The sequence below is a fragment of the Pseudomonas sp. BIC9C genome, from assembly GCF_034541995.1.
GTDB classification, from domain to species: Bacteria; Pseudomonadota; Gammaproteobacteria; order Pseudomonadales; family Pseudomonadaceae; genus Aquipseudomonas; species Aquipseudomonas fluorescens_CC.
Genome location: NZ_JAWDGM010000009.1, coordinates 25,324 through 52,297, shown reverse-complemented (window position 1 = coordinate 52,297; position 26,974 = coordinate 25,324). Strand labels below are relative to the sequence as shown.

The window sequence follows — 26,974 nt, the reverse complement described above, 5'->3', positions numbered from 1 at the left end:
TTCAATGGGTGTTTGCACCCCAGATCCAGTTCCAGAACCCCGGCAACTCGACAGGTTGCGAATCGTCGCGCACGGTTCGCGCCATGGCAGCCCGCAGCAACGCGGCCTGATCGTCGTAAAACGGCTTGTCCGCGGTTTTCACTCCGGTCTCCCGGGCGCTGTCGAGCAGTATCTGCAGGTACTCGCGGGTATGCCGGGCGGTATAACGGTTGAGGTCGTGGAAGGTCACCACCACCGGAATCACGCCATCGACCACCGGCAATTCGCCGCGGGCAATGCGCTCGCGAACTTCGGACATCGAGCGCAGCATGTGCGACCGGCGTCGGGGGCTGGCGTTGAAGCCCCAGATCTTGCCGTCATTGGCGCTCAAGTCCGTCAGCAGTACATGCAGGCCATGCTGCTGGTAGGCGGCGAAAGTGCGTTTGTCGTAGTTCCAGAATGGCGGGCGCAGCAGGATTGGGCGGGCGCCGGTGATCGCCGCTATGTCGACGCTGCCATCGGTCAGGGCCTGCTCCAGCGCTTGTGGCTCCAGAGAGCGATGGTTGGTGTGCCAGGGCGTCGCCGTGTGGAAGCCCAGAATGTGACCTTCGGCGTGTTCACGCCGCATGATGTCCCGGCCCAACTCGCTGCCGCCGGCTCGCGGTGCACGGGTTTGCACGAAGAACACGGCTTTGATGCCCAGTTGCAGCGGGTTTTGCGCCAGGCTCTCAAGCACTGTGACGGTCGGATTCCACCAACTCGATGCGCTGGGGCCGTCATCGAAGGTCAGCAGAAACCGGATGGGAGGTTGCTCGCGCAAACGCTGTTCGGTCTGCGGAGTCATTTCTATCGGTGCTGCGATACAGCCCAGCAGACCCACTGCCAGGGCGCACACCGTTAAACACTTGAACAACTGTTTCATCTTCTGCCTTGGGCCAGACCATCACGGTCGATACGTCAACTGGCAAGAATCCTTCGCCCGTTCATCCGTCGTCAGCTCACATCGAGACGGCGAGCCGAGGTTGGATAAGGTACACAGAGTTTGGTTCCAGTGCTTGCCAGCCCGTTTCGTCGCCACCGACTAAACTGAAAAAAATGCTCAACCAGAGTGTCAGGCCATGTGCGGACGACTGTCGCAATACCGTGGAATCCACGATTTCGTGAAGGTGCTGAGCATCCCCGACGCGCTGGTCAACCGCGTCGGCAACGAACCCCTGGCGCACTATAACGCCGCGCCCACCACGCAACTCGCCCTGTTGCACCTGGAAAATGAGCGGCTGCACGCCGACGCCGTGTGCTGGGGTTGGCGCCCGCACTGGGCGACCGATCGCGTGGCGCCGATCAATGCCCGGGTCGAGAAAGTCGCCCACGGCCCGTACTTCCGGGCGATCTGGCCCCATCGCGCGATCTGCCCGATTGATAACTGGTTCGAATGGGTCGACGCCGGTGACGGCGACAAACAACCGTGGCTGATTCGGCGACGGAACCGGGCGCCGGTTTTTTGCGCGGCCATCGGCCAGTACCCCATCGGCGGAGCCCCTCACAGAGAGCACGACGGTTTCGTCATCCTGACGGCCGACAGCGCGGGCGGGATGCTTGACGTGCATGACCGGCGCCCGGTGGTGTTCTCGCCCGAGCTGGCGCGGGAATGGCTGGACCCGGCCACACCCAAGGAACGAGCCGAGGAAATGGCGCTGTCCCAGGGCGAGGTCAGTAACGCATTTGAGTGGTACAAGGTCGACAAGGCCGTTGGCAATGTCAGGAACCAGGGCGCCGCACTGATTAAAGAAGTTCCATGAACCGATCAATAACGACAGTTGTGTCTACAAACTGAAATTCCAGGACGTCACATGACAAAGCCCCGCTCAATGGCGAGGCCTTGTGGTATTCGCACGCTGCTCAGAACTTGCGGTCTGGCTCTGACAATTCCTTGCCGTCGTCAGGATGCTTCCAGTCCGGTACCGAACGCTTCTGTTGCTCAATCTCTTCTTCCGTGGGTTCGTCCTCTTCTTCTTCCGGGTCCAGACGCTTGGGGTCATTGGCCATGTTCACCTCTCTTCCTGAAGGGATCGGTCATCCACTTTAAGCGTAGAACAGTTTCCGTCGACCGGCTCACAGCCACCAGCGCAGCAAAAAGAAGAACCCCATGCTCAACAGCATGCTGAGCAAGGTGTTGCGGGTGTAGAGCACCAGACCAACGGCGACCAGTGAGCTGATCAGATAAGGGTTGTCCCATTGCAGGTTCAGCTGTTTTTCCGGCATGAACACAATCGGCCCGCAGATGGCGGTCAACATGCCCGGTACGGCAAACCCGAGGAATTGCCGGGCATTGCTGCTCAGGCGCACCGGCAGTCGCGGTTCCAGAAAAACATAGCGGTTGAGGAACACCAACACGCCCATTCCGAAAATCACTGCCCAGACCATCATGTGCGTCCACCGTAGAATTTATTGCAGACAAACCCGGCGGTCATGCCCGCCAACCCCGACAGCACCAGCGCCGAGCCCCATTGCCAGTAGCTGAACAGCACCGAGCAGAACAGCGAGACTGCCACGCACACCACGGTCGGCACGTTGCGGACCACCGGGGTGATCAGGGCAATGAAGGTGGCCGCGATGGAGAAATCCAGGCCCAGATGTTCGAGGCCCGGAATGCTGCTGCCGAGCACAATGCCCGCCAGGGTGAACAGGTTCCAGGCGATGTAGAACGTCAGGCCCACGCCCAAGGCGTACCAACGGTTGAATTGCTGCTTGTCGTGCTGGCAGGTCAAGGCGAACAACTCATCGGTGAGCAAAAAACCCAGGCCTGCACGCCAGTGCCCCGGCAACGGAGAAATCACCGAGCGCATGCTCATGCCGTAAAGCAGATGCTGGGAGGTCAGCAGCAACGTGGTGAGCAAAATCGAAAAGATCCCGGCACCGCCCTTGAGCATGCCAATGGCCACCAGTTGCGCGGCCCCGGCAAACACGATGCTCGACAGCCCCTGGCCTTGCAGGGGCGTGAGGTTGGCCTCGATGGCCATGGAGCCGGCCAGCAAACCCCAGGGCGCAGTGGCCAGGGACAGCGGCATGATCGCCGCGGCGCCACGCAGAAAGGCACTGCGCGGCATCATTGAGTTGGACATGACGTTCTACAGACAGGGAAAGACCCCAGACTTTGCCAGCTATGGCGGCCAATGGCTTGAACAATCTTGCTCACTGATACGACGGCGTGCCATTCATCGGCTGCCCGCTTGATTCGGCAAAGTGACAGCAACATGATGGCGCTGCATTTTCATCGAGGCCAGGCCCTTCATGAGTTCAGTCGAAACCGACAGCGACGTTTACAAAACCCTGCTTGAGTCGACCAAAGCCATTCCCTGGCGCATCGACTGGAAAACCATGACTTTCAGCTACATCGGGCCACAGATCGAGGAACTGCTGGGCTGGAAGCAGGACAGCTGGACCACGGTCAACGACTGGGTCGAACGCATGCACCCGGATGACCGCGACTACGTGATGGACTTTTGCGTCTCGCAATCGCGGGCCGGTCTCGATCATGAGGCCGACTACCGGGCGCTGACCGACAGCGGCGAGTACGTGTGGATTCGCGATGTGGTGCACGTGGTGCGCAAGGACGGCGAAGTCGAAGCGCTGGTGGGTTTCATGTTCGATATCAGCGAGCGCAAGAAAACCGAAGAACACCTGATCCGCCTGCAAAAGCAACTCGAAGAGTATTCCTTCCAGGACGGCCTGACCGGCATCGCCAACCGGCGCATGTTCGACACCGTGCTGGAACGCGAGTGGACCAATGCCCAGCGCACGGGCTCGCCGTTGTCGGTGATCGTGCTGGATATCGATTACTTCAAGCAGTACAACGACCATTACGGCCACATCAAGGGCGACGAATGCCTGCGCCGCGTCGCGCAAACCCTGTCCCTGGCGGCGAACCGGCCACGGGACTTCATCGCCCGGATCGGCGGCGAAGAGTTCGTCTGGCTACTGCCGCAAAGCGATGCCGAGTCCGCCAGGCTGGTGGCGAACAAATGCCTGCACCTGATTCGCCAGCAGCAGATCCCCCATGAATTCTCGAACGTGTCGAACCTGCTGAGCGTCAGCCTGGGCGTCGGCACCACCGCCGCTTCTGAACATGCCACGGCGCTGGAATTCGTCGACCAGGTCGATCAATTGCTCTACAAGGCCAAGCACAAGGGGCGGATGCGCGCCGAGTTCGCTGATTTTCGTGATTGACAAACAGCGCGCCGGCTTTTAAAACTGGGCGCCTCACTCAGGGTGTAAGCAAGTATGTCCGCAACCTTCAACTTCAACTTTTCCGTCTTTGGCTTGATTGCCAAGGCGCAAGGTTGCGTTGCGCACACCCTCAAATCGAAGAAACAGTCGCTCATGTGACCGGGGCGCGCTGTCCCGTCAGATGAGCTGACTGGACATTGAGCGCGACGGACCACCCTCCCCTTGCTTACTCTCCTTCTACGCTCCTGACGGTGACGACATCGGTCAACCATCAGGAGAAAGTGCATGTCCGCGTTTCAAGGTATCTGGGTTCCACTGGTCACACCGTTCCACAACGGTGCCATCGATTTCGTAGGCCTGCGGCGGCTGGTCAGCCATCTGCTGGAAAAAGGCGTCGACGGCCTGATCGTTTGCGGCACCACCGGCGAACCGGCGGCGATGGGCAAACATGAGCAACTGGCGGTGCTCGATGCGGTGCTGGAACAGGCGCCAGCGCAACAGGTGGTCATGGGCCTGGCGGGTAACAACCTGACCGAGTTGTTGCAGTTCCAGAGCGAGATTCTCAAGCGCCCGGTGGCTGGCCTGCTGGTGCCGGCGCCGTATTACATCCGCCCTTCCCAGGCTGGCCTCGAAGCGTTTTTCCGCACGGTTGCCGATGCCTCCAGCGTGCCGCTGATCCTCTACGACATCCCCTACCGTACCGGCGTGGCCTTCGAACAGGCGACCCTGCTCAACATCGTCACCCACGAGCGCATCGTCGCCATCAAGGATTGCGGCGGCAATTTTTCGAACACCCTGGCCCTGCTCGATAGCGGCCATGTCGACGTGCTGTGCGGTGAAGACAACCAGATCTTCAATGCCCTGTGCCTGGGCGCCAAAGGCGCGATTGCCGCGTCGGCGCATGTCCATCCCGAACTGTTCGTGCAGTTGTACCGGCAGATCCGCGACAACCGGCTGGCGGACGGCCGCGCCACGTTTTTCCGTTTGCTGCCGTTGGTCAACAGCCTGTTCCTGGAGCCCAACCCGGCCCCGGTGAAAACCGCGCTGGCCCTGGAAGGCTTGATCGGTGACGAACTGCGTGCGCCGATGCAACGCAGCAGTGAATCGATGACCCTGCGTTTGAAAGGTGTGCTCAGCGCATTGGGCCGCGACAATCGATAGAGCGCCCGCCACCGGTCCGAGTACCATGGAGCGATTCGTTCAGCCTTCAGGGGCACCGATATGCTGTACCGAATCGCAGCCGATGGGCTGATGCTGTTTCACTTGTTGTTCATTGTGTTTGTGTTGTTCGGCGGGTTGCTGGTGCTCAAATGGCGCCACCTGATCTGGTGGCATCCGCCCGCAGCGCTGTGGGGTATGGCGGTGGAGTTCCTCCACTTGCCCTGCCCGCTGACCGACTGGGAAAACCGTCTGCGCCACGGGGCCGGGCAATCCGGCTATGGGGGTGGATTCATCGAGCATTACCTCTGGCCGGTCATCTACCCCGCCGGCCTGACACCCGGCATTCAGTTGGGATTGGGCGCCGTGGTGCTGGTGATCAACGTGCTGGTCTATCTTCGATTGATCCGGCAATGGGCCGCCTGACTCTTCAACCACCCGCCAAGGACTGAACACATGTTGTCGACCGAAGACCTGGCGCTGCTCGAAGCCATCCGCGAAACCGGCAGTCTGTCGCGGGCGGCGGCCCACCTGGGCAAGGCGCCGTCGACCGTGTCCTATGCGGCGCGGCAACTGGAGGAGCGTTTCGATGCATTGCTGTTCGACCGCCGCCGCTACCGTTTGCAACTGACCCCGGCGGGTGAGTTGCTGGTCAACGAAGCGGCGCGATTGATGCAGGACGTCTCGCGCCTGACCCAGCGGGTCCGGCAAGTCGCCAACGGCTGGGAGAGTCGCTTGTGGATAGTGACCGACGAACTGCTGGAGTTCGAAACCTTGATCCCGGTGATCGACGAATTCGATGCACTGCAATCCGGTGTACCGCTGCGCATCACCCAGGAAGTGCTCAAAGGGGTCTGGGAAGCCCTGCGCGAAGGCCGCGCAGACCTGATCATCGGCGCCACCAACGAGCCTCCGGCGATCCCGTCCTTGCGCTGGATGCAACTGGGTGAAATGGAATGGGTGTTTGCGGTGTCGCCCAAACACCCGCTGGCCAAGGCCAAAGGCCCGATTACCCGGGCCATGGTCGCGCAGCATCGGGCGATTGTGGTGGCCGATTCATCCAGAGCCACCGAGGGCAGCACCTACGGCGTCACCGGGGGGCAACCGGTGCTGGCCGTGCCGACCATGCGCGCGAAAATCCTCGCTCAGTGCAATGCGCTGGGGGTGGGTTGGCTGCCACGACACCGGGTTGGCTCGCTGTTGAAAAACGGCACGCTGATTGAAAAACCGATGGCCGACCCGCGCGAACCGAACATTCTGTACGCCGGCTGGCGTGGCGATCATGACGGTCGCGCCCTGGGCTGGTGGCTGGAGCAGCTTGAAAAACCCAACCTGGCTACCCGGCTGGTTCAGGGAACGGACCGGTTTGTCTGACGCCAGACGTTCAGTTGGCGATCACGCTCATGTTGCGCCCACTGGCCTTGGCCACGTACAGCGCCTTGTCTGCCGCACCAATCAGGTCTTCAGGGCGAACCTGGGAAGCGGCATTGCTGGCACACACGCCAACACTGACCGTCACGCTGCCTTCCGGGCTGTCGCTGTGGGCAAATTCAGCCTGTAGCACCGCGCGGCGGATTTTCTCCGCCATCAGAAATGCCCCCACGTAGTCGGTGTCGGGCAGCACCACGGCAAACTCTTCGCCACCATAACGGGCGGCCAGGTCAACGGGGTGCTTGATGTTGTCCGTGATGATCGCACCGACCTTGCGCAAACACTCATCACCGGCCAGGTGGCCGTAGCGGTCATTGAACGGTTTGAAATGGTCGACATCAATCATCAGCAGCGCCAACCCGGTCTGGCTGCGCCGGGCATGCCCCATTTCCGCATCGATGTACGCGTCGAACTGACGCCGGTTGGCCAGCCCCGTCAGCGCATCCTTGAGGGCCAGGCCTTCGAGGTTGCGATTGACCTCCAGGAGCTTGTCCTGGGTGTCCAGCAACTCGACCTGCACCAGATTCTGCTGCTTCATCAACTTGATAAGCCGCAACCCCAGCACCCCGAGAACACTTAGCAACAGCGTGACGATGCACACGCTGAGCAGGGTTTCCCGGCGCCAACTGGCCAGCACTTCATCCTTGTTCAACGCGGCAAAAACGATGAGCGGATAGCCCTCGACCCGGCGGTACCCCGTCACCCGCTCGACACCGTCGACGACCGAAGTGATCGTGGCCGTGCCCGCGTCGCCCTTGGGCAACAACCGGGTGAACAACGGGCTTTTGGCAAGGCTGGTGCCGATATCCGTCTCCTTGAAGGGTCTGCGAATGACAATGCTGGCATTGTCGGCGATCAGGTTGATCACGCCGTTACTGCCCATGTCGATGCTGTCGTAGAGTTGCAGGAAGTGGCTGAGGTAAATCGACGCCAGTGCCACGCCGGCAAAGCTGCCATCGGGATGATTGAGCCGGCGTGAAACCGTCACGATCCATTCACCGCTCGAACGGCTCTTGATCGACGGCCCGATGTGTGGCCCGCGGCTGGGGTTGTCGCGATGGAAGATGAAGTATTCGCGGTCGGCGTTATTGACACCGGTTTGGCCGACGCCATTGGAATTGGCGACCCACCGCCCTTTTTCGTCGAAAACGAACAGGCCGTGGAGCTGGCTCAACTCGCTGCGCTGGGCATTGAGCAACAGTGGCAGCCGGGACCGATCCATCCCGTCGTGCTCCAGACGATCGACCAGCGTGAACAGCAGCGTGTCGGCCTGCTTGATCGTTGCCTGCGCTTGCGAAGCCAGGGTCTGAGCAAGGTTGGACATCACCACTTCCTTGTCATGCAGACGGTACTGGCGTGAGCTCCAGGCTTCCCAGATCACGATAATCACCATCGACAGGCACACAGCGACCAGCAGGATCACCGCCGAGCGGACCTTGAGCCGGGGCACCACTGGCCGGAGCATTTCAATATGATCGTTGATCGACGGATGTCCCATGGTGCTCCCTGATTGTCTGTGACAGGGCGAGTCTTCCTGATCGCCGCTTTTGTTCACTATGCCTGATACAGGCTCGCAATGATGCTAGCGCGACGCCTGCTTTACCGCCTCCAGCCACGCCGGATCCAGCCGCGTCTGCCCGGTTTCGATGCCCAGCGCCTGCATCCGTTCACTGTGCTGATCCATTTCGCGGATCAACTGGCTGTGGTCACTGGAGTTGCCGTCCAGCTGATGCATCTGGTTCAACCCCAAATGGTAGAAACGCAACAGTTTCATGGCCACCGGATCATGCTTTTCCACGGCTGCGGTGACATGATGCATGACATTGGTGACGCTCATCAGGCTGCGCTTGAGCTGCCAACCGTAGACCGCCGACGCCATCCACTCCTGGTGCCAGAACACTTTGCGCATCAGCGCCGCCATCGCCAGCACCGCAACAAACACGCCACCGACGTTGAAGCGCAGATTGTCGCCCCCTGCCGTGCCGAACAGAGCCACCGCCGCCGTAGACAGGCCCATCGCCAGCGCCAGAAAGATCAGGGCAATGATGACCGTGCTGCGCCGCGTCTGTTGCCGGTAGGTATCGGCGTTCATCGGCTGGATTTCGAACATCGCGTCGGGTTTCCTGAGCTTCAATGGTAAAAAGGGGTCTGAGGCAAAAAGACTGCGGGCCATTATCGCCTCTGCGAGGGATTTAGCTATGCTGGGGCTCCTTTTCATCTTTTCATCGTCAAGCGGGGACATGGCGAGACCGTGCAGTTCGTGCCATCTTCTTTCATGAATACACATTATTCGGATGCCATTCGTGGTTGCTTTGTGAATGACATCGTTTTAAGGATCATTGAATGACCCAACGCCAAGTTATCAACGCCTCCGTCAGCCCCAAAGGCAGCCTGGAAACGCTCTCGCAACGGGAAGTCCAGCAATTGAGCGAAGCCGGTTCCGGCAGCACCTACACCCTCTTCCGCCAGTGCGCCCTGGCCATCCTCAATACCGGCGCCCATGTCGACAACGCCAAGACCATTCTTGAAGCCTATAAAGATTTTGAAATCCGCATTCACCAGCAGGACCGCGGCGTACGCCTGGAGCTGCTGAACGCCCCGGCCGATGCCTTCGTTGACGGCGAAATGATCGCCAGCACCCGGGAAATGCTGTTCAGCGCCCTGCGTGACATCGTCTACACCGAAAACGAACTCGACAGCCAACGCATCGACCTGAGCAACTCCCAGGGCATCAGCGACTACGTCTTCCACCTGCTGCGCAACGCCCGCACCCTGCGCCCCGGCGTCGAGCCGAAGATCGTGGTGTGCTGGGGCGGGCACTCGATCAACACCGAAGAATACAAATACACCAAGAAAGTCGGCCACGAACTGGGCCTGCGCAGCCTGGACATCTGCACCGGTTGCGGCCCCGGCGTGATGAAAGGCCCGATGAAAGGCGCGACCATCGCCCACGCCAAGCAACGCATCCACGGCGGCCGCTACCTGGGCCTGACCGAACCCGGAATCATCGCCGCCGAAGCGCCGAACCCGATCGTCAACGAACTGGTGATCCTGCCGGACATCGAAAAACGCCTGGAAGCCTTCGTCCGCGTCGGTCATGGCATCATCATCTTCCCGGGTGGCGCCGGGACGGCCGAAGAGTTCCTGTACCTGCTCGGCATCCTGATGCACCCGGGCAATGAAGGCCTGCCCTTCCCGGTCATCCTCACCGGGCCGAAACATGCCGCGCCGTACCTGGAACAACTGGACGCGTTCGTCGGCGCCACCCTGGGGGACGCCGCCAAGCAGCACTACCAGATCATCATCGATAACCCGGCCGAAGTGGCGCGGCAAATGACCCTGGGCCTCAAAGCGGTCAAGCAGTTCCGCCGCGAGCGCAACGATGCATTCCACTTCAACTGGCTGCTGAAAATCGACGAAGGCTTCCAGCGCCCGTTCGACCCGACCCACGAAAACATGGCCAACCTGAAACTCAGCCTCGACCTGCCATCCCATGAACTGGCGGCCAACCTGCGCCGCGCGTTTTCCGGCATCGTCGCCGGCAACGTCAAGGACAAGGGCATCCGCCTGATCGAAGAACACGGGCCGTACCAGATCCGCGGCGACGCGGCGATCATGCAGCCGCTGGACCTGCTGCTCAAGGCCTTCGTCGCCCAACACCGGATGAAACTGCCGGGCGGCGCGGCGTATGTGCCGTGTTATCGGGTGGTGGCGTAACAAAATCTGTGTAACAACACCAACATGAGCTTTACCGTCGCGAACCGCAGTGAAAGCTGCGGTTCGCGGCACTCTATGGAAAGAAAAAATGCGCCAACGCAAATCCGCCAGACTGCTGGTGATCAATCCCTCGCAACAGGTTCTGTTGTTTCACTTCCAGCACACAAATGATGCCCTCGCCGGCCAAAGTCACTGGGCGACACCCGGTGGTGGGCTCGAGCAGGGTGAATCCTTTGAGGCTGCGGCGGTTCGTGAACTGTTTGAAGAAACGGGCCTGCACGTCGACACCATAGGTTCGAGCGTTGCCGATCGCAGTTTTCCAATGATGCTGCCAAGCGGCGAAACGGTGTTGTCCGTTGAGCGCTATTTCGTGGTTCATACCGACAGTGAACGCCTGTCCCGTGAGGGGTGGACGGCTCACGAGGTTCGGGTGATGGCGGACCATAAATGGTGGTCGGTGGCAGAGCTACGGGAGACCCGCGAAACGGTGTGGCCGGAGCAGTTGATCGAAATGCTGGAAAGCGTCTGAAGATCGTACAGACATCCCCAACCTCAGTGGCGAGGGAGCTTGAAGATTTTCGTTAGATGCCAGGCCGCCTTCGCGAGCAAGCCTGCTCGTGATGGCGGGGTGTTGGGTGACGTGTCTTTTACCGGTGTACATATCCGTTTCTGCGGTCACGGCCACCTATGGTTCCGCCCTTACGGCGGGTTACTTGGAAAAGCCCCAAGTAACCAAGGGCTCTTGCCCCTTTCGTTCGGTGCCTCGCCAAGGCTCGGCATTCCCTTGCTCCGGTCCTGCTCCGTGGGCCCGCCGCGATCGGCCATCCATGGCCGTACGCGGCTAACCCGGCATCCATGCCGGGTTGCCCACTACGCAGAACCTGCGCTCAGCCTCTCGAGGGGGCAAGAAGATCAAAAGCCAAAGCCAAAGCCAAAGCCAAAGCCAAAGCCAAAGCCAAAGCCAAAGCCAAAGCCAAAGCAAAAGCAAAAGCAAAAGCAAAAGCAAAAGCAAAAGCAAGGCGGCCTGCTGGCCGGCCTGATCGCAATTGAACGCGTTTCCCTGTAAGAGCGAGCTTGCTCGCGAAAAACGCCAGGACACCGCGGGGATTCAGACAGCCCGCGTCATCGTTGACGTCCATCGCGAGCAAGCTCGCTCCCACAGAAGAGCAGAGCAAAGGAAGGGCGGCGTACACCCACGCTCTTCACCACTCAACAGGCCGAGCGTTAGCTCGCCTGCCGCTCTTGATCTTGATCCACCCGCCCCCTCGGCAGGCTGAGTGGAGGTGTTCATCCGGGGATGGGCGCGCAGCGCCGTTCGACGCAGTCGAACACATTGCATGTAGGTGCAGCGAAGCCAACCGGAGGGCAATGCCCCCGGATGAATGCCGGAGCGAAGGAACCCCGAGCCTTGGCGAGGGGCCGGACGTTCGGGGCGAGACCTTTGGTTCCTTTGGGGCGTTTGCCAAAGGGACTCGCCGTAAGGGCGAAACCGCCAGTCGCCGTTACCAAAAAAACGGATATGTACTCAGTCAGGCCGCCTTCGCGGGCAAGCCCGCTCCCACAGAAGAGCAGAGCAAAGGCAGATCGGCGTACACCAATGCCGCCAACCAGTGACGATTCATGGCTGCAATGCCTGGGGCCCGGTGGACTGTGCTTTCGGCGGCCCCTCGGTGTCCTCGATGGAGGCATTCTCGGCCACGAACTGCCAGTCCTTGTAGCTGGCCATGCCGTTGAAATCCGACCACTGGCTGGGAAAATTCACCTGCTTGAGCGGCTTCTCTGTGGAGGGGCAGTACACACCGCTGATACGTCCGTCGATACCGCGAATCAGCTCCCATTCGCCACCTGTCATCGGCTCCGGGTACAACTGCCGGATATGATGCCTGGCCGACGGGAAACGCTCGTCCTGCAACAGGTCCGCGAGTTCTTTCGGGTACTGGGCCACTCCGGGCGAACTGCGGTAATAGCTGCGCAGCGCCTGGGCATACTGCGTACCGACCCAGAGCAACTGGTTTTCGCGATCCCGGCGCGCGGCGGTGGCCCACAACTCGCCGGCACTGGCCAGGCCCATGCCCATCACGACGATCAGAAACAGCACGCCCAGGTAGGTGAAGCCGTCCTGGCCCGAAGGCTTACCACTGGGAATAAAGGCTGCCATCACGTGCCCTCCCTGAGGCCCCACTCTTGATATCGGCCACCCCGCCCGCCACGCCATCCGGTGGCGCGACCACGACCCAGGCGTCCTTGCGCTCGACAATCGGGTCCAGCGGCAGGTTACGCAGGTAGCGCAGTTCGACCAGCTGTTCGATGGAGTCGGGATAACGCCCGGTGTCCCCGTAATAGTGATCCAGCGCCTCGCGCATGGACGACAGGCTCTGGTGCAGGGTGGTCTCTTTCGAGGCCTCCAGGCTGGTGAAGTAGCGTGGCAAGGCAATCGTCATCAGGGTCGCGATGATTGCCAGGACCACCATCAGTTCAATCAGGGTAAAACCCTTTTGCCGACGCATATGCTCACCACTCTCGATAGGCGACGCCGTTGAGCCCCTTGCCCCGGGCCTTGGAGTAAACGTCAAAGACGTCCTGGCCCTCCCGCGGGTTCTCAGCCGAACTGTCATAGGAACGCAGACCCCAGCCACCATCGTCGTCACGCTTGACGGTGGCCAGCGGGTCACGAGGGATGCGCCGCAGGAAATAGAACTTGGCCCCCTTGGCGCTGCGCACGTCACGCACACCGTCGACCAGCACTTTCAGGTTCGGCGGATAACCGTTGCTGTCGAGTGACTTCTCGATGTAGCCGGCATCGAAAGCGCGTTTGTAGGCATCGATGCCATCGCGGATCTGGTACAGCGCCGTCCGCAGTTCCTGCTCTTTGCCCCGACGCACCACGGTCTCGGTCAGCGGTGCGGCCATGCTGGCCAGCAAGCCCACCAGGGCGAGTGTCACCACGACTTCGATCAGGCTGAAACCGCGTTGCGAGGCGTTCATGATCAAGGCTTCCCGACAGTGACCGTGGTGGCGATCGGTGCGCTCATGGGGTTGCTCACGGGGGCAGCCTGAACCGTCGTGCTCATCGAACGGTCCGGTGCCTGGATGTGCATGCTGGTTTCGGTACCGGTCGAGAACTCCATGTCCGACGGGCTCTGGTACGGCAGGTTGCGCACGATCCGCGGAGTGATCGACAGCACCAGTTCGGATTTGCTGACGTCGTCCTTGTTGCTGCCGAACAGACGGCCCAGGCCAGGAATGTCGCCAAGGCCAGGGATCTTGTTACCGCTGGCGCCGTGGTCGTTGCGCACCAGACCGGCGAGGATCTGGGTTTCGCCATCATGCAGACGCAAGGTGGTCTGGGCATTGCAGTATCGACCTGGACTGGAATGGTGCCCTGAGCGGTCGGCGTCAGCGGCGTGGCGTTACTGACTTCCAGCGCGACCTTGATCGCCACTTCGTTGTTCAGGTGCACGATCGGTTGCACTTCGAGCTTGAGACCGACGTCGAGGTAGGTCACGCTTTCGGTGATCACCGGGCCCTGGGTCGAAGGCACCGAGGTGGCGCTGATGATCGGCACACGCTGACCGATGTGGATGCGCGCCTGTTCGCGGTTGCTGACCCGAATGACCGGGCTGGCCAGGGTGTTGATGTCCTTGTCCTGGGCATTGATCTTGGCCTGTGGCGATGGCGAGATAGTGATGCGGCTGGAGTCGATGCCCTTGAGTTGATCGAGAATGGTCACCGCCGATCCGTCGCTGTTGACCACACCGAAGGTGTTGGGCCATTGCAGGCCAAGGTCGAGAATGCGTTGACGGGCGACTTCCATCACTTCCACTTCCAGCACCACTTCCGGGTTGGACTGGTCCTGGGATTGCAGGAGTTTTTCCGCCATGCGCACCGCGTCACCGGTATCGCGCATGGTCAGGGTGTTAAGGCGCTCGTCAACGAACACATCGCGGGTCTTGAGCATGGTCTTGATCATGTTCAGCGCAGTGTTGGCATCGATGCTGGTCAGGTAGAAGGTGCGCATCACCAGCTCCTGATAATCCTTGAGCTTCTGCGGCGAGTCCGGGTAGATCAGCAAGGTGTTTTCATTCACCACTTTCTGATGCAGCTGATTCTGTTGCAGCAGCAGCTCTACGGCGTCTTCGATACGTACATCGCGTACGAAGATTGTGGCCTTCATGTCCGGGCGCAGATCCTTGTCGAAGATGAAGTTCAGGCCGGCGACCTGGGACAGCACTTCGAAAATGGTCTTGAGGTTGGCATCGCGAAATTCCAGGGTCACCGGCCGGTCCAGGCGCGTACGCAGCTGCGGGTACTGCACCACGTTGCGGCTCTGCACCAGGCGGATGCTGTCTTGCAGCTCCAGGGCACCTTCATTCTTCGGGTCCAGTTCGAGAATCTGCTTGACCTGGCGGTCGGCACCGTAGATGTCCCCGCGACGCAGGTCGCCACGGGCCAGTTCGAGTTTCTCATCCATGCTGCGCAGGTAGTCCAGCTGGCGCAGGGAATCCTGGGCACGACGGTTGTTCGGTTCGATGTTCAAGACCCGGCTGTAAGTCATGCGGGCCCCGGCGAAATTTCGCTGGGCCCGGTCCATGTCGGCCTGGGTCAGCAGCGCCGTCACGGCGCGGGCCCGACCGTTGTTGAGGGCCATGTGCAGATCGGTATCGCGAGGGTTTTCACGCAATCCCTGTTCGATGCGGGCCAGACCGGCTTCGTACTGTCCCGATTCCATCAGGGCGGAAGCTTCGTCCTTGGCCACCTGCGCCGAGCTGCATGCGGCCAGCCCTGCGCACAGACACAGGCTCATCAGCAAACGGGATTTGTTCATTCCGTACTCCCCACAGACAAAGTCTGAGCTAAATGCAGAGGCAGGTAGACCAGGCTCAGTTCCTCATCGGAAATCCGCTCGATCCGCCAGGTTTCGTCGATGACATCCCCTTTGCGCACGACGTAAATTTTTTCGCCGTTCTGCAAAAACACCTGCAGATCGGAACGGTCATCCAGCCTGCCGACAAACTGGAAGGGCAACGGCGGTGCAGTGGGGGTTTGCACCACCGGATTAACGATTACCGGTTGTTCAGTGACGGTGCCGGGGGCCGGGGCCGCTTTCCAGCTGCGGGCGGCGAACAGGTCGCCGGCCGGGCTCAGGTCCTTGATCGGCGTCACCGCAATGGCGCTCGATGCAGCCGTCGATGCGCCAGGGGTCTTGCCTTTGGTTGGCGTGGCCACGGTGGCCACCGCAGGGTCGCTGTCGTCAGCCTGTTTGAAGTATTCGGGGAACCAGGCGAGCGCTGCCGCTACACCGAAGAACGCCACCCAACCCACCACTCGTTTGGTATTCATCATGACCTCGACAGGTAAAGGGTCATGCGGATCCGCCCGGTCAGGTCGGTATCGGCGATGTTCTTGCGCTGGAACTCCACATCCTCCAGCACCACCGCCGGCAACTGGCCAAGCAAGGCATGCAGGAAACGCCGCAGTTGCGGATAGCTGCCACGTACCGGCAGCAGAATCTGATAACGGGCCAAGTGCGTCTTGGGGTCCACGCCCAGGGAGTATTCACCCCGGGACAGGGTGATGCGCTCCTGGGCGGCCAGGGCGTAGATCTTGTCGATGGCCACCGTGGCCTGAGGCTGGGACGGTAACTTGCTGCGAAAGTCGTCGAGCTGCCGCTGCGGCACAACCGGTGCAGCCACGGTGCCGTCTTCGACCTTGGCCAGGTACTCGGTGGCTTCGCGGGTCTGCTGGTTGAGGCTTTGCAGCGACTCCCAGTCCGGCAGCAACCCGACCAGGCCATAGCTCAGCGCCAGCACCAGCATGCCCAGCCCTGCCAGCCCCGGAACGCCCAGGCCTTGCAGGTATTCGTGGACGATCAATTTATGGATTTGCATCGCCGATCTCCCAGGTAGCCGACAGGTTGAACTGCACCGGGTGTTCCGGCACGTTGGCGACAATTTCGTGGTTCAGCAGCGACACATCGGACAGTTCGTCGCTGGCTTCGAGGCGGCGGTGGAAATCGAGCATGGCGTCCAGGTCCAGCGCCTCGGCGCTGATCCGCACCTGGCCTTTGCGGGCATCGGGGGTCAGGCTCAGCAGGGCAATGTTGTCCCGCGGCATGGCTTCAAGGGTGGCGAACAGGCGTTCCCAAGGACGGCGCAGCTGCTGCGAGACCTTGCGCATTTCAGCCAGGTTCTGTGCCTGCTCGCGTGTTTCCGCCGGGGTCAGGCTGACCTTGCTGCCGTTGTCACCGGTAAGCACCCGCTGTGTGGTTTGCAGGTGGCCTTGCTGTTGTTCGGCCTCGTTGCTCAGGTGCTGTTGCGCCAGCAGGCAAGTCAGTGTCAGCACTACGCCACCGGCCAGCAGGCTCCAACCCAGAGGACCGGACCAGCGGCGCGGCTGAAAGTCGAGCATCAGGGGGCGCATGTCAGGCCACCGCCCGAGACATGACGTACAGGCAATCGCGTACGGCTGTCCGGTCTTCTTCGAGGGTGCGCAGATGCACACCGGGCACGTCAGGGGGCGAATCGATGCGCGCCGGTACATGCAGGTAGACATTCAACGGCCGATCGCTGGTGGATGCCTGCAACTGGTTTTCACGGCCGATCAGCGCGCTCAGCGCGGCATCGCTGTCGCTGCTGCCCACCGAACGCACCGAGGTCCAGCGCCCCTCCCGAGCCAGCAGCAACACGCTGCGTACCGGTTCGGCGACCACGAACAGAAAGTCTCCGGCATCAAAGCTTTTATCGAAATGGTTGAACGCCGCCATCAGGTACGGCTGCACTGAACGCAAGCGCAGGCCGCGAGCGCTGACCAAGGCGCGCAGGCGTTCGAGCAGGTCCTGCGGCAGCGCGGTGGCGATACGGTCGTAACCGGCGGGTTCAGGCGAGAGCACCAGGCTCCAGGGTTGCGTCGGGGCACCGTAGAGGTCTTCGAAACACAATTGGGCGAAGCCGAGCAATTCGGCCGGGCTGCTGATCTGCTCGCTCCATGGCACCAGGCAATAGCGGCTGAAGTGGCCGGAGATCACCACGGTCAGTTCCGCCCTGGCAACGGTGTGTTCGGCCAGTAAACGGTCGAGGGTGTCGAGGGCCACCGTCCACGCATGGAAACCTTCGTCGATGTAGCCGACGCTGCCCAGCCAGTGGGTTGCACTGCCTTGCCGTTGCCCCAGGCCGACACCGCTGGCGCCGAGCACGGCGACAAATTGCTCACGAGATAAAAGTGACACGATTGATCTCCTCGAGAGTGGTCCGGCCTTGTTCCACCATTTCCAGCGCCGACTCGCGCAGCAGACGCAAGCCACGCTTGCAGGCATGGGCCTTGATCCTGGAAATGGGTTGGCGCTCGACGATCATTTGCCGCAGTTCGTCGTCCAGGTGCAGCAGCTCGGCAATCGCGCTACGCCCGCGATATCCGGTGCCGCGGCAATGCCCGCAGCCCTTGCCATGGACGAACTGGAAGTGAGCAACCTTTTGCGGATCGAGCCCCGAGACCTCCAGCTCTTCGACTGTCGGGCTGTACGGGGCGCTGCAACTGGTGCAGACCAGGCGGATCAAACGCTGGGCCAGCACGGCATTGAGCGCCGAGACCAGGCTGTAGGGGTCGATTTCCATCTGGGTGAAACGGCTGATCACGTCGAACACGTTGTTGGCGTGAATGGTGGTGAAGACCAGGTGACCGGTGAGCGCCGATTGCACGGCGATCTGTGCGGTGTCCGGGTCGCGGATCTCACCGACCATGATCTTGTCCGGGTCATGACGCAGGATCGAGCGCAGGCCCCGGGCGAACGTCAGGCCTTTTTTCTCGTTGACCGGGATTTGCAGCACGCCCGGCAGTTGATATTCCACCGGGTCTTCAATGGTGATGATCTTGTCCACGCCGTGGTTGATCTCGGTGATCATCGCGTACAGGGTGGTGGTCTTGCCGCTACCGGTAGGCCCGGTCACCAGCACCATGCCGTAGGGTTCGGCGGCCAGCCGGCGCAGCTGGCGCAGGGTTTCGTCTTCAAAGCCCAGGGCCTGCAGTTGCACGCCACTGACTTTGTCGGCGAGGTCCTGTTTGTCGAGTACCCGCAGCACCGCGTCTTCGCCGAAGATGCTCGGCATGATCGACACCCGGAAGTCGATCTGCCGGCCGCTGATGCCGATCTTGAAACGACCATCCTGGGGCACGCGCTTTTCGCCGATGTCGAGTTCGGCCATGACCTTGACCCGGGAAATCACCTGCTCGGCGAACTCGCTGCCCTGGATCTTGCTGATGTTGTTGAGCACGCCGTCAATCCGGTACTTGATCACCAGGCCGCTGCCGGTGGTGCCGAGGTGGATGTCGCTGGCGTGCATTTTCAGCGCGTCGTACAGGGTCGAGTTGACCAGCTTGACCACCACGCTGGCGTCTTCGCTGATGCTGGTCAGGGACAGGCTTTGCACGGTGTCGATCTCGGTTCCGGCCTCGGCCTGGGCGTTGAGCGACTCCACCGCATGGAAGCTTTCTTCGTGACGCGCCAGGTAGGCCTTCAGGTCATCGGCATGCACCAGGTACAGCGGCGCGCCGTGCAGGCACTCATCGATCCAGGCCAGCCGTGCACTGTCGAAAGGGTCGGCGAACGCACCGATGACCACATCATCACGACGCAGCAGGATGAATTCGCGCTTGAGGCATTGGGCCAGGGTCACCCGGTCGAACACCGGGGTGGAATTGAACAGGCTGTCGGTGTCAAGCACCGGGTAGTGCAGGGTCACACCCAGGCACTGGATGAAAGGCATGGGAGCCAGTCCACTCAACTCCCCGAGGGTGTCCAGCATCCGCTCGCCGGAACTGGTGGCCTGGGCCCGGGCCTGGGCCAGTTGTTCACTGCTGAAACGAGTCGGTACACATTCCTGTTGCGCCGGTTCTACAACAAGGGATAGACGGTCCATGGCATGCTCTCCAACGCCCGGGGCTTTGTGAGCCCTGTCGGCGCGACGAGCAATTTCGGCGGAGCCGGAACGTCGTGTCGCGCCACTACTCCCCGGTGAGCAATTGTTCGTCGTCCGGTGCCATGGAGGCCGATGTATTTTTTCGGCGATCTGCAAGCACCCAACTACCGTCGTACAACTGCAGCGGGAAACTTTCGGTCCTGCTCTGGCGTCGTTCGACGAATCCTTCGCAAGTGCTCACACCCGGCCTGGGTTCGCGCTTCCTGCCCAGAAGATCAAGCACTGCACGGGCCAACTCCGCCAGTGGAAACGGTTTGAACAGGATATGGCTGACGCCCAGTTGCCGGGCCCGCTCGCAAACTTCCGCGGTTGGATGCCCTGTGATCAGCACAAAATGACAACTCCTGTTCTGGCGGACGGCATCGAGCACCTGAAAGCCTTCCATATCGGGCAAGCGGTAATCGAACACCATCACATCGGGCGCGAAATCGTCAGCTTCGGCGATTCCTTGTGCACCGTCGTGAGCAATCCGGACTTCCAGTGCTTGCGCCTGCAGGTAACCCTGGAGGTTTTCCGCCAGCAACTGTTCGTCATCAACAACCAGTACTTTGTTTAACAAGGTGGACTCCTTGAAACCGCAGGTCCGGGATTGAACCTGGCCGAGTGCACGCCTTGACAGGACTTACGCACACTTCATGCCAGGCTGAACGACGGTAATGTCAGGTCTTCATGTCCTTGAATTTAAAAACAATGCCTTCTCGTACAGGCATTCCATTCCCCCAAACACGGGGAAAGCGATCGGATCGCCATTGACGTTTTTTCCCCACTTTTGGGGAAACCCCCTATTCATCGTCCATCCGCTCGATTCGATTGCGCGAGCGCAATTGCGCCAATGCCTGCAAGCGAGCTTGAACCTGTTGTTGCCGGGCAAGGTAAGCCCGAACCATCTCAAGTCCTTGCTCCTGTGGGACATTGGTCGCCTCCATGTGGTTTTCCAGATAAATCAAATGCCAGCCCACCGACGTACGCACGGGGTCGCTGACAGCCCCCGGTGCCAGGGCAAACGCGGCAGCCTCGAACTCCGGCAGCATCCGTCCACGGGGAAAGTAGCCCAGGTCGCCACCTTCGCTGGCCGATGCGTCTTCGGAACCGCTGCGGGCAATGCTGGCGAAATCGGCCCCGGCAACGATGGACGCCCGCATTCCCATCAAGCGTAGCCGCGCAGCTTCGACAGTGGAAGCGTTTGCGCCGGGCGCTACCTTGACCAGAATATGCCGGGCCTGCACTGCTTCGGGCCGGTTCAGCTCGGCACGGTGTTCTTCGTAGAACGCCCGGACCTGTTTTTCGTCCGGCTCACCGGACTGGGTGAGATCATTGAACACTTGCCGGGCCGCCAGTTCACGGCGGGTGTATTCGGTGTAACCGGCCTCGTCAAAACCGGCATCTTCGAGACGCCTGGCAAACACCTCGGCACCGCCCATCGCCTGGCGGGCCTGATCGACCTGGGCCTTGACCACGGCATCACTGATCACCACGCCGCGCTTGACGGCTTCCTGCCACAACAATTCGCGGTCGATCAAGGCGTCCAGCGCGGCCTTGCGCAGTTGCTTGTAGGCCTTCGAATCGCGAAGGCTGCCTGCCGCCCGGCCCTGATCTTCCATGTATTCGGCGAAGTAGCGCTCCAGGCGTAACCGGGAAATTTCCTCGCCATTGACCCGCGCCGCGGCCGGGCCATTGCTGCACCACGCCACGGGCAGCCACAACGTCAACAGGATCAGCAAAGTGTTGAGTTTCATGATCGGCCTCCCGTCAGGGCGTGGCAGCAACGGGTTTGTAGGGGGCGACCAGATAGAAGCGCTGGTCCGGCAGATCCACCGTGACGATATGGGCACCGCTCAAGCCCAGGCGCCGGCCAGGTCCAAAGCTCATCAGTGGCGTCAGCCCGGTATCGAAGTCATGCAGGCCCTCCAGGGCACTGACCAGCTTGCCGCGGCTGGCATCCCGCCCGGCCTGTTTCATGCCTTCACTGAGCAGCATCATCGAACTGAACGCGCCCACTTGCAGCACCGCGTGCTGGCCACCAAGGCCCTGGTGTTCGCGCAATTGGGTCAGGGCCAGGCGCCCGGCCAGGGTCCAGTCGCTGGGCACGAACGGATAGGCCAGGAACACCCGCCGGGAAAATCCGCTGGGCACCTGCGTCAGATTGCCCGCCACCTGGTTCGAGGTGGCGAACAGGTAAGGCACCTGCCCCGCCGTTTGCAAGCGCTCGGCCAGTCGACTGAAACCGCTGCTGCTGCCCAGGTAAAACACCGAGCGCGACCCCAAGGGCAAATCATCCCCGGACGGGTCATAGGCTTGCAGGCGCACCTTTTGCCAGGCGTGCCCCTGCAAGTACCGGCCGAGTTCCTGCGCCGCTAGCCGTTGGCCGGATTCGTCCGGATAGGCGATCAGCGTCGGCCCCTGAAGCACCCGCAGGCTGGCAGCGGCGTAATCGGCCAGGGCGATCAATTGCTCGCGGAGCCCCGGCAGCGGTTCGAATATCTGCGGGCTGGTGTGGGGCGTGCCCTGCAGGGACAGCGGCCCGATCAGGGGAATGCCGGCTTCTTCCAGACGCGCGGCAAGGTCCATGTCCAATGCTGGCGCCAGCGGTGCTATCAAAGCAAACACCTGCTCCTCATCAATCAACCGGTCCAGCGCCTTTTCGGCACTGGTGCGGTCGGTGCCGGGGTCGAGGATGGTCAGGCGCAGCTGACGGCCATGAATTCCGCCCGCCTCGTTGATACGCGCCACGCAGCCGTTGAGCACCGCCGCCACCGTGGCACCCTCCTCGCTCAATGGCCCGGCACCCGGCAACAATGTGCCCAGGTGCAGACTGTCGGGGCTCAGGCCCGGATCGCGGTCTTCGGCCAGACGCTTGAGGTACGCCGTGAGGTTGTGTTGATCGTTCATCGACAACACGAACCGTGGCATCGTCGGATCTAGCCGATTGTTGCCGGGGTCGCGCCCCTCCTGCACCGCCCGCGCCAGGGTGCTGTCGCTGTAGGCCGGATAACTGCGGCCGTTGACCTGCTGCTGGCCTTGGGTGCTGGCCAGCCGTGACCAGCTCAGGTCCGGCGCTCGCACCCCGCCTTCCGGGCGACCGAGGCCGTCTTCGCCATGACAATTGGCGCACGGCAGGCCGGTGGCCGGCAGCACCCTGCTGGATACGCCCACCCGGGCCATGACCGGTTCGCCGCTGGTCGACACACCTTCGCGGTACAACCGCTTGCCGGCACTTTCGCTGAGGCTCAGCGGCAGCGCCTGGGCGCTGAACGTAAGGCTCCCAAGGAGCAGCAGGCCAAGGACGAGGGCATTATTCATGGCCGTGGCTCAGCGACCGGCCACGGGCATTGTCAACAACTGCAAGCGCTGGGCAATGGCGGCGGCCGGGGCATCGGGACGGATTGTGCTCCAGCGCTTGTTCGCCACGTCACCGACGATCAACCGGGTGGAGTGCTGCTCGGGGTTCGGCACGGTCTGGCCGATGCGATCCAATACAAGGTCCATTTGCGCCTTGTCGCCGGTAAGAAAAAACCAGTGGGGCCCATCGATGCCCTGTTTCAAGGTGTAAGCCTTGAGTACCGCCGGGGTGTCCCGCAGCGGATCACTGGTAAGGGAGATAAAGGTGATGCCGTCGGCCTTGTCGCCCAACGCTTCACGGACTTCCTTGAGCTTGCGGGTAATCAGCGGGCAAGCATCGTCGCAACGGGTGAACATCACATTGAGCAGCACTACCCGGTCCTGCAACACGTCACTGTAGAAACGCAGCGTGTTACCGTTCTGGTCCTGCAACGGCGTGTCGGTGAACCAGGTTTTCGAATCGTTGGTGCCAGTGGACGGTTGCACGGCCGCCACCGAAGACGCGGCCTGTTCATGCCCTTCATGGGCAAGCGTCACTGAACTGAACACGCAGAAACAGATGCTCAGGGCAAACCAGTCGATGGCTCTCATGGCTGCTGCTCCATGGCGATGGCGGTGTGCTTGGCGTGGGTATTGCGTTCACCACTGAGCTTTTCGACGGCCCGGGCCAGCTCTGTCGGGTCGGTGAAACCGTAGTAGCGGGTCCAGAAACGGTTGTTGCCGTCCCCCACCAGAATCTGCGGCGAGTGGTGCTTGAAGTCACCGCTGTAGGCGCCCAGCCCCTTGAGGGTGGCATCGACCGACTGCGGCGAACCGGTCAGCCAGCTCCAGCCCGGCCCCGTCTGGAAGGTGCGAGCGTAGTCGTTCAGGCGTTGGGGATCATCACGCTGCGGGTCGATGCTGATCGACACCAGTTGCACCTCGGTGCCGACCCGCGCACCCAACTGTTTCTGCACCTTGCCCATGATCGAGGACACCATCGGGCAGACCGTGGTGCAACGGGTGTAGATGAAGCCAATGACCACGATCTTGTGCCTCACCAGGTCTTTTTCCAGACTGACGACCTTGCCGTTCTGGTCCAGCAGGTCCACGTCGGCAAACTTGATCCGGGTGGTCTCCGGACTGGCCTTCCCGGCTGCCATGTCGTGCCCGTCATGTTCATCCGACGAGTGAGACAGCGCCTGGCCGATACCGATGGCCAACAGGCAGAACGTCAACAGGCCGCGATGTACGAATCGGTTCATGTCAGCTTCCTCTTGGTGGGTATCGCCGGGTATGACCCGAACGCTGGCAAAGGTCTTGTCGTCGAAACTCGAACCGAGGGACACCGCCCGCACGTGCAGGTACCAGGCACCGTTCTGGTCGAGGGTCACCGGGGCTTCATGAATACCGTCGCTTGCGCTCGCAACGTGCATCTGCGCGGGCAATCCCGATGCCGGGCATCGATGTCACCAACAACGGCAAATCAATCAGGGACGGGGCGCGGGATATGCCGATCATAGTCACGGGCCTCGTTGCGGATCATCCGGGGTAAGCTTCTCGATAAATCGTCCAGAGCAATCTGCATGCCACAATAAATTACGTTATTAATCATATAGTTATAATAATGACTTGATAAACCGGGGGGGATATTCCCCACCCAACACCCACTTTCTCGCTGGGGCCACTATTCCCCACTATTGGGGAAAACCACCCCGGGGTCTCGATCACAGCGGCGCATCCGCGGACAACCCCTGCAAACGCCGATACTGGTTCAGCACGCTGGGCACATAACGCTGGGTTTCGGCGAACGGCGGGACCACATTGCCCCGGCTGAGCACCGCTTGCGGACCGGCGTTGTAGGCCGCCACGGCGAGGCGGATATCGTTGTCGAACATCGTCATCAGGCGCTTGAGATAGCGGGCGCCTCCCTGGATGTTGGCCTTGGGGTCGTAGACGTTGGTCACGCCCATTTCGCGGGCGGTGTCGGGCATCAATTGCATCAGCCCGCGAGCGCCCTTGGGTGAGGTCGCGCGGGCGTTGTAGCTGGACTCGGTCTTGATCACTGCGTGCAGCAGCGCCGCCGGAAGTTCGTTGGCCGTGGCCGCCGCCGACACCAGCTCGGCGTAGGGTTGCGCGGCGATCATCTGCGGTTGCTGGTCGAGGCTGACGACCGCCGCATCGGGCTCATGGATCACCCGTTCATAGTGGCGCCCGGGGCGGTGGACATTGGACAGGACGTAGCTGCCATTGGCGTCCACGGAAACAAACACATCGGCCTGTGCGGCGCCGGTCAACACAAGCAGACCCAGCAACCCGGTGGTGAGTGATTTCATTGTTATACCTCCCCTTACCGGCCCCGAAAAATGGGGGTAATGCCCCAATGGCCAGTCGTGCTACAGCCATACGCAAGCACTGTGCCGTAAGTGAGAAGGCCCGTAGTACGGGGGGTGCAGAAGGATCACCAAACGTGAGCATGGCAATTGCATGCGTATACATGACAACTGTGCCGCCGACTGTGTGAGGTCATCATGAATCAGCGACTGTGTTATGCCCGGCGGACCCAAAGCGGGTTCACCCTGCTCGAACTGTTGGTGGTGCTGGTGGTGCTGGGGTTGTTGGCTGGCATCGTGGCGCCGAAGTATTTCGCCCAACTGGGTCGTTCCGAAGTGAAGGTGGCCAAGGCGCAAATAGAAGGCTTGAGCAAAGCCCTGGACCTTTATCGCCTGGAGGTCGGCCATTACCCGTCGACCGAACAGGGTTTGCAGGCGCTGGTCACTGCCCCCGCCGACGAACCGCGCTGGACCGGCCCATACCTGCAGAAAAAACTCCCGCTAGACCCGTGGGGCCATAACTACACCTATCGCTACCCCGGTGAAAACAGCGAGTACGACCTGCTGTCCATGGGCAAGGACGGACAACCCGGCGGCGAAGGCGAGAACGCCGAAGTCACCAACTGGAACTGACGGGAACGGCGACCATGCGCTTTCATCTCAAAGCGGTCGGCAAGGCAGGTGTCGTGTCAATGACCGTCGAGGCACCGGGGCACGGCGAAGCCAGGCGCATCGCCGAAGACCAGGGTCTGCGCGTCGTCAGCCTGCACGCCGAGCGACATTGGCGCGCGTTGCGCCTGCACAGGCGCGAAACGTTCAACCTGGTGTTGTTCAGCCAGGAACTGACCACCTTGCTCAACGCCGGCCTACCGCTGATCGACGCACTGGAAAGCCTGGCGGAAAAAGAAACCGCGCCACAGGCCCGTAAAACCTTGAGCGAGCTGGTGCGTTTGCTTTACGAGGGCAAATCGTTTTCCCAGGCCTTGAGTCAGCTGTCGGCCGTTTTCCCTGCGCTTTACGTTGCACTGGTGCAGTCCAGTGAAAAGACCGGTGCCGTGGGCGATGCCCTGGGCCGATATGTCAGCTATCGCCAGCGCATGGACGAAGTTCGCCAGAAGATCATCAGCGCGTCGATCTACCCCATGCTGTTACTGGTGGTGGGGGTGGCGTGGTGTTGTTTTTGATGGGCTACGTCGTACCACGCTTCAGCCTGGTGTTCGAAGGGCTGGGGTCGAACCTGCCATGGATGTCGCAGATCCTGATGAGCAGCGGCATGTTCCTTCACGCCCACCAGGGCGAATTCTTCGGTGGTTTGCTGGCCATCATCGTCGCCCTCGTCCTGCTCCAGCGCCAACCGGCCTTTCGTCGGGGGCTGAACCGCCTGATCGAAAAACTCCCCGCGGTGCACCAGCGCATCTTCATGTATGAGCTGGCGCGCTTCTACCGTTCGCTGGGGATTCTGCTGCAAGGCGGCATTCCCCTGGTGACCGCCATGGGCATGGTCCGTGGCCTGCTCTCCGTCGCCTCCCGCGCGCGCCTGGACCAGGCATGCGAGCGGGTGCGCGAGGGACAGTCACTCTCTACCGCACTGGAACTCAATCACCTGGTGACCCCCGTATCGCTGCGCCTGCTGCGCGCCGGCGAACAGTCCGGCAACCTCGGGCAGATGATGGAGCGCAGCGCCGACTTCTACGACGAAGAAATCAGTCGCTGGATCGAATGGTTCGTGCGCCTGTTCGAACCCTTGCTCATGACCTTCATCGGCCTGTTGATCGGGGTGATCGTGATCCTGATGTACATCCCTATTTTCGAACTGGCCTCGAGCATTCACTGACCTTA

The 26,974-nt window shown here is 61.3% G+C and carries 29 protein-coding genes and 2 pseudogenes; 9 read left to right on the top strand and 22 right to left on the bottom strand.

Going from position 1 to position 26,974, the window contains the following annotated elements; translation table 11 throughout:
• Position 1: 1 nt before the first annotated feature.
• On the bottom strand, positions 2–901 hold the full coding sequence (locus RS887_RS29360) for a polysaccharide deacetylase family protein (protein ID WP_322618143.1): 900 nt from the start codon (positions 899–901) through the stop codon (positions 2–4).
• 196 nt (positions 902–1,097) lie between these two features.
• Between RS887_RS29360 and RS887_RS29355 the strand changes: the two genes are divergently transcribed.
• Complete coding sequence (locus tag RS887_RS29355; RefSeq protein WP_322618142.1) at positions 1,098–1,778, top strand: SOS response-associated peptidase family protein; 681 nt, start codon at positions 1,098–1,100, stop codon at positions 1,776–1,778.
• Between the two features lie 100 nt (positions 1,779–1,878).
• Here RS887_RS29355 and RS887_RS29350 read toward each other — a convergent pair whose 3' ends face one another.
• The 3 genes from RS887_RS29350 to RS887_RS29340 form a co-directional block, all read right to left on the bottom strand.
• A complete protein-coding gene (locus RS887_RS29350; protein ID WP_322618141.1) occupies positions 1,879–2,025 on the bottom strand; it encodes a hypothetical protein in 147 nt (48 codons plus the stop codon).
• Positions 2,026–2,091: 66 nt separating this feature from the next.
• Complete coding sequence (locus RS887_RS29345) at positions 2,092–2,403, bottom strand: AzlD domain-containing protein (RefSeq protein WP_322618258.1); 312 nt, start codon at positions 2,401–2,403, stop codon at positions 2,092–2,094.
• Positions 2,403–3,101 carry an AzlC family ABC transporter permease gene (locus RS887_RS29340; protein ID WP_322618140.1) on the bottom strand — a complete coding sequence of 233 codons (699 nt, stop codon included), beginning with the start codon at positions 3,099–3,101 and terminating at the stop codon, positions 2,403–2,405. The genes RS887_RS29345 and RS887_RS29340 overlap by 1 nt, the downstream gene beginning before the upstream one ends.
• 169 nt (positions 3,102–3,270) lie before the next feature.
• Between RS887_RS29340 and RS887_RS29335 the strand changes: the two genes are divergently transcribed.
• The 4 genes from RS887_RS29335 to RS887_RS29320 all read left to right on the top strand — a co-directional run bounded on the left by RS887_RS29335 (position 3,271) and on the right by RS887_RS29320 (position 6,738).
• A complete protein-coding gene (locus RS887_RS29335) occupies positions 3,271–4,206 on the top strand; it encodes a sensor domain-containing diguanylate cyclase (RefSeq protein ID WP_322618139.1) in 936 nt (311 codons plus the stop codon).
• A gap of 285 nt (positions 4,207–4,491) precedes the next feature.
• Entirely contained in the window at positions 4,492–5,367 is an 876-nt protein-coding gene (gene dapA / locus RS887_RS29330; protein WP_322618138.1) for a 4-hydroxy-tetrahydrodipicolinate synthase, read from the top strand.
• 60 nt (positions 5,368–5,427) lie between these two features.
• Positions 5,428–5,790, top strand: a complete 363-nt coding sequence (locus tag RS887_RS29325) for a DUF2784 domain-containing protein (protein ID WP_322618137.1) — start codon at positions 5,428–5,430, stop codon at positions 5,788–5,790.
• Positions 5,791–5,820: 30 nt separating this feature from the next.
• Positions 5,821–6,738 (top strand): LysR family transcriptional regulator, encoded by a 918-nt coding sequence (locus RS887_RS29320; RefSeq protein ID WP_322618136.1) that lies wholly within the window; start codon positions 5,821–5,823, stop codon positions 6,736–6,738.
• Between the two features lie 10 nt (positions 6,739–6,748).
• Here RS887_RS29320 and RS887_RS29315 read toward each other — a convergent pair whose 3' ends face one another.
• Positions 6,749–8,293, bottom strand: coding sequence for a sensor domain-containing diguanylate cyclase (locus RS887_RS29315; protein WP_322618135.1), 1,545 nt, complete (start codon positions 8,291–8,293; stop codon positions 6,749–6,751).
• An 84-nt stretch (positions 8,294–8,377) separates the two neighbouring features.
• Complete coding sequence (locus RS887_RS29310; protein WP_322618134.1) at positions 8,378–8,905, bottom strand: DUF3087 family protein; 528 nt, start codon at positions 8,903–8,905, stop codon at positions 8,378–8,380.
• A gap of 233 nt (positions 8,906–9,138) precedes the next feature.
• On the opposite strand from RS887_RS29310, the gene ppnN reads away from it, so the two are divergent.
• Both ppnN and RS887_RS29300 read left to right on the top strand, forming a co-directional pair.
• Complete coding sequence (gene ppnN, locus RS887_RS29305) at positions 9,139–10,512, top strand: nucleotide 5'-monophosphate nucleosidase PpnN (protein WP_111285213.1); 1,374 nt, start codon at positions 9,139–9,141, stop codon at positions 10,510–10,512.
• 88 nt (positions 10,513–10,600) lie between these two features.
• Entirely contained in the window at positions 10,601–11,041 is a 441-nt protein-coding gene (locus RS887_RS29300; protein WP_322618133.1) for an NUDIX hydrolase, read from the top strand.
• A gap of 358 nt (positions 11,042–11,399) precedes the next feature.
• Here the strand turns inward: RS887_RS29300 and RS887_RS29295 are convergent, their stop codons facing one another.
• The 16 genes and pseudogenes from RS887_RS29295 to RS887_RS29220 all read right to left on the bottom strand — a co-directional run bounded on the left by RS887_RS29295 (position 11,400) and on the right by RS887_RS29220 (position 25,138).
• The gene (locus RS887_RS29295; RefSeq protein ID WP_322618132.1) at positions 11,400–11,651 is read right to left on the bottom strand and encodes a hypothetical protein; all 252 of its coding nucleotides are present in this window, start codon (positions 11,649–11,651) and stop codon (positions 11,400–11,402) included.
• 479 nt (positions 11,652–12,130) lie between these two features.
• Positions 12,131–12,670, bottom strand: a complete 540-nt coding sequence (locus RS887_RS29290) for a type II secretion system protein (protein WP_322618131.1) — start codon at positions 12,668–12,670, stop codon at positions 12,131–12,133.
• Positions 12,645–13,019: a type II secretion system protein gene (locus RS887_RS29285; RefSeq protein WP_111285221.1), complete on the bottom strand. Its 375-nt coding sequence runs from the start codon at positions 13,017–13,019 to the stop codon at positions 12,645–12,647. Before RS887_RS29285 ends, RS887_RS29290 begins: the two co-directional genes overlap by 26 nt.
• 4 nt (positions 13,020–13,023) lie before the next feature.
• The gene (locus RS887_RS29280) at positions 13,024–13,497 is read right to left on the bottom strand and encodes a type II secretion system protein (protein WP_111285223.1); all 474 of its coding nucleotides are present in this window, start codon (positions 13,495–13,497) and stop codon (positions 13,024–13,026) included.
• Between the two features lie 2 nt (positions 13,498–13,499).
• A pseudogene (locus RS887_RS29275) lies at positions 13,500–15,337 on the bottom strand (secretin N-terminal domain-containing protein).
• Positions 15,334–15,852, bottom strand: coding sequence for a hypothetical protein (locus RS887_RS29270; RefSeq protein WP_322618130.1), 519 nt, complete (start codon positions 15,850–15,852; stop codon positions 15,334–15,336). The pseudogene RS887_RS29275 and the gene RS887_RS29270 overlap by 4 nt, the downstream one beginning before the upstream one ends.
• Entirely contained in the window at positions 15,852–16,400 is a 549-nt protein-coding gene (locus RS887_RS29265; protein WP_008023604.1) for a hypothetical protein, read from the bottom strand. The genes RS887_RS29270 and RS887_RS29265 overlap by 1 nt, the downstream gene beginning before the upstream one ends.
• A complete protein-coding gene (locus RS887_RS29260; protein WP_322618129.1) occupies positions 16,387–16,932 on the bottom strand; it encodes a PilN domain-containing protein in 546 nt (181 codons plus the stop codon). Before RS887_RS29260 ends, RS887_RS29265 begins: the two co-directional genes overlap by 14 nt.
• Position 16,933: 1 nt before the next feature.
• The gene (locus RS887_RS29255; protein ID WP_322618128.1) at positions 16,934–17,737 is read right to left on the bottom strand and encodes a hypothetical protein; all 804 of its coding nucleotides are present in this window, start codon (positions 17,735–17,737) and stop codon (positions 16,934–16,936) included.
• Entirely contained in the window at positions 17,718–19,424 is a 1,707-nt protein-coding gene (locus RS887_RS29250; RefSeq protein ID WP_322618127.1) for a GspE/PulE family protein, read from the bottom strand. Before RS887_RS29250 ends, RS887_RS29255 begins: the two co-directional genes overlap by 20 nt.
• An 85-nt stretch (positions 19,425–19,509) precedes the next feature.
• Positions 19,510–20,043: a response regulator gene (locus RS887_RS29245; protein ID WP_057397276.1), complete on the bottom strand. Its 534-nt coding sequence runs from the start codon at positions 20,041–20,043 to the stop codon at positions 19,510–19,512.
• Between the two features lie 223 nt (positions 20,044–20,266).
• Positions 20,267–21,220, bottom strand: coding sequence for a peptidylprolyl isomerase (locus RS887_RS29240; protein WP_322618126.1), 954 nt, complete (start codon positions 21,218–21,220; stop codon positions 20,267–20,269).
• Between the two features lie 13 nt (positions 21,221–21,233).
• Positions 21,234–22,784, bottom strand: coding sequence for an ABC transporter substrate-binding protein (locus RS887_RS29235; protein ID WP_322618125.1), 1,551 nt, complete (start codon positions 22,782–22,784; stop codon positions 21,234–21,236).
• Between the two features lie 9 nt (positions 22,785–22,793).
• Positions 22,794–23,414 (bottom strand): SCO family protein, encoded by a 621-nt coding sequence (locus tag RS887_RS29230; protein ID WP_322618124.1) that lies wholly within the window; start codon positions 23,412–23,414, stop codon positions 22,794–22,796.
• Entirely contained in the window at positions 23,411–24,067 is a 657-nt protein-coding gene (locus RS887_RS29225) for an SCO family protein (RefSeq protein ID WP_322618257.1), read from the bottom strand. Before RS887_RS29225 ends, RS887_RS29230 begins: the two co-directional genes overlap by 4 nt.
• Positions 24,068–24,529: 462 nt before the next feature.
• Positions 24,530–25,138 (bottom strand): lytic transglycosylase domain-containing protein, encoded by a 609-nt coding sequence (locus RS887_RS29220; protein ID WP_085718841.1) that lies wholly within the window; start codon positions 25,136–25,138, stop codon positions 24,530–24,532.
• Between the two features lie 195 nt (positions 25,139–25,333).
• On the opposite strand from RS887_RS29220, the gene gspG reads away from it, so the two are divergent.
• Together gspG and RS887_RS29210 are read left to right on the top strand one after the other, a co-directional pair.
• Positions 25,334–25,768 carry a type II secretion system major pseudopilin GspG gene (gene gspG / locus RS887_RS29215; protein WP_085718840.1) on the top strand — a complete coding sequence of 145 codons (435 nt, stop codon included), beginning with the start codon at positions 25,334–25,336 and terminating at the stop codon, positions 25,766–25,768.
• A 14-nt stretch (positions 25,769–25,782) separates the two neighbouring features.
• Positions 25,783–26,969, top strand: a pseudogene (locus RS887_RS29210) (type II secretion system F family protein).
• Positions 26,970–26,974 lie beyond the last annotated feature (5 nt).

Coding starts and splice junctions, on each gene's coding strand:
- RS887_RS29270 (WP_322618130.1), bottom strand. CDS start 15,852: ATGAATACCAAACGAGTGGTGGGTTGGGTGGCGTTCTTCGGTGTAGCG.
- RS887_RS29295 (WP_322618132.1), bottom strand. CDS start 11,651: ATGGACGTCAACGATGACGCGGGCTGTCTGAATCCCCGCGGTGTCCTG.
- RS887_RS29220 (WP_085718841.1), bottom strand. CDS start 25,138: ATGAAATCACTCACCACCGGGTTGCTGGGTCTGCTTGTGTTGACCGGC.
- RS887_RS29230 (WP_322618124.1), bottom strand. CDS start 23,414: ATGAGAGCCATCGACTGGTTTGCCCTGAGCATCTGTTTCTGCGTGTTC.
- RS887_RS29355 (WP_322618142.1), top strand. CDS start 1,098: ATGTGCGGACGACTGTCGCAATACCGTGGAATCCACGATTTCGTGAAG.
- gspG (WP_085718840.1), top strand. CDS start 25,334: ATGAATCAGCGACTGTGTTATGCCCGGCGGACCCAAAGCGGGTTCACC.
- dapA (WP_322618138.1), top strand. CDS start 4,492: ATGTCCGCGTTTCAAGGTATCTGGGTTCCACTGGTCACACCGTTCCAC.
- RS887_RS29250 (WP_322618127.1), bottom strand. CDS start 19,424: ATGGACCGTCTATCCCTTGTTGTAGAACCGGCGCAACAGGAATGTGTA.
- RS887_RS29350 (WP_322618141.1), bottom strand. CDS start 2,025: ATGGCCAATGACCCCAAGCGTCTGGACCCGGAAGAAGAAGAGGACGAA.
- RS887_RS29325 (WP_322618137.1), top strand. CDS start 5,428: ATGCTGTACCGAATCGCAGCCGATGGGCTGATGCTGTTTCACTTGTTG.
- RS887_RS29225 (WP_322618257.1), bottom strand. CDS start 24,067: ATGAACCGATTCGTACATCGCGGCCTGTTGACGTTCTGCCTGTTGGCC.
- RS887_RS29265 (WP_008023604.1), bottom strand. CDS start 16,400: ATGCAAATCCATAAATTGATCGTCCACGAATACCTGCAAGGCCTGGGC.
- RS887_RS29240 (WP_322618126.1), bottom strand. CDS start 21,220: ATGAAACTCAACACTTTGCTGATCCTGTTGACGTTGTGGCTGCCCGTG.
- RS887_RS29260 (WP_322618129.1), bottom strand. CDS start 16,932: ATGCGCCCCCTGATGCTCGACTTTCAGCCGCGCCGCTGGTCCGGTCCT.
- RS887_RS29235 (WP_322618125.1), bottom strand. CDS start 22,784: ATGAATAATGCCCTCGTCCTTGGCCTGCTGCTCCTTGGGAGCCTTACG.
- RS887_RS29285 (WP_111285221.1), bottom strand. CDS start 13,019: ATGCGTCGGCAAAAGGGTTTTACCCTGATTGAACTGATGGTGGTCCTG.
- RS887_RS29280 (WP_111285223.1), bottom strand. CDS start 13,497: ATGAACGCCTCGCAACGCGGTTTCAGCCTGATCGAAGTCGTGGTGACA.
- RS887_RS29340 (WP_322618140.1), bottom strand. CDS start 3,101: ATGTCCAACTCAATGATGCCGCGCAGTGCCTTTCTGCGTGGCGCCGCG.
- RS887_RS29360 (WP_322618143.1), bottom strand. CDS start 901: ATGAAACAGTTGTTCAAGTGTTTAACGGTGTGCGCCCTGGCAGTGGGT.
- ppnN (WP_111285213.1), top strand. CDS start 9,139: ATGACCCAACGCCAAGTTATCAACGCCTCCGTCAGCCCCAAAGGCAGC.
- RS887_RS29290 (WP_322618131.1), bottom strand. CDS start 12,670: ATGGCAGCCTTTATTCCCAGTGGTAAGCCTTCGGGCCAGGACGGCTTC.
- RS887_RS29300 (WP_322618133.1), top strand. CDS start 10,601: ATGCGCCAACGCAAATCCGCCAGACTGCTGGTGATCAATCCCTCGCAA.
- RS887_RS29315 (WP_322618135.1), bottom strand. CDS start 8,293: ATGGGACATCCGTCGATCAACGATCATATTGAAATGCTCCGGCCAGTG.
- RS887_RS29345 (WP_322618258.1), bottom strand. CDS start 2,403: ATGGTCTGGGCAGTGATTTTCGGAATGGGCGTGTTGGTGTTCCTCAAC.
- RS887_RS29320 (WP_322618136.1), top strand. CDS start 5,821: ATGTTGTCGACCGAAGACCTGGCGCTGCTCGAAGCCATCCGCGAAACC.
- RS887_RS29335 (WP_322618139.1), top strand. CDS start 3,271: ATGAGTTCAGTCGAAACCGACAGCGACGTTTACAAAACCCTGCTTGAG.
- RS887_RS29310 (WP_322618134.1), bottom strand. CDS start 8,905: ATGTTCGAAATCCAGCCGATGAACGCCGATACCTACCGGCAACAGACG.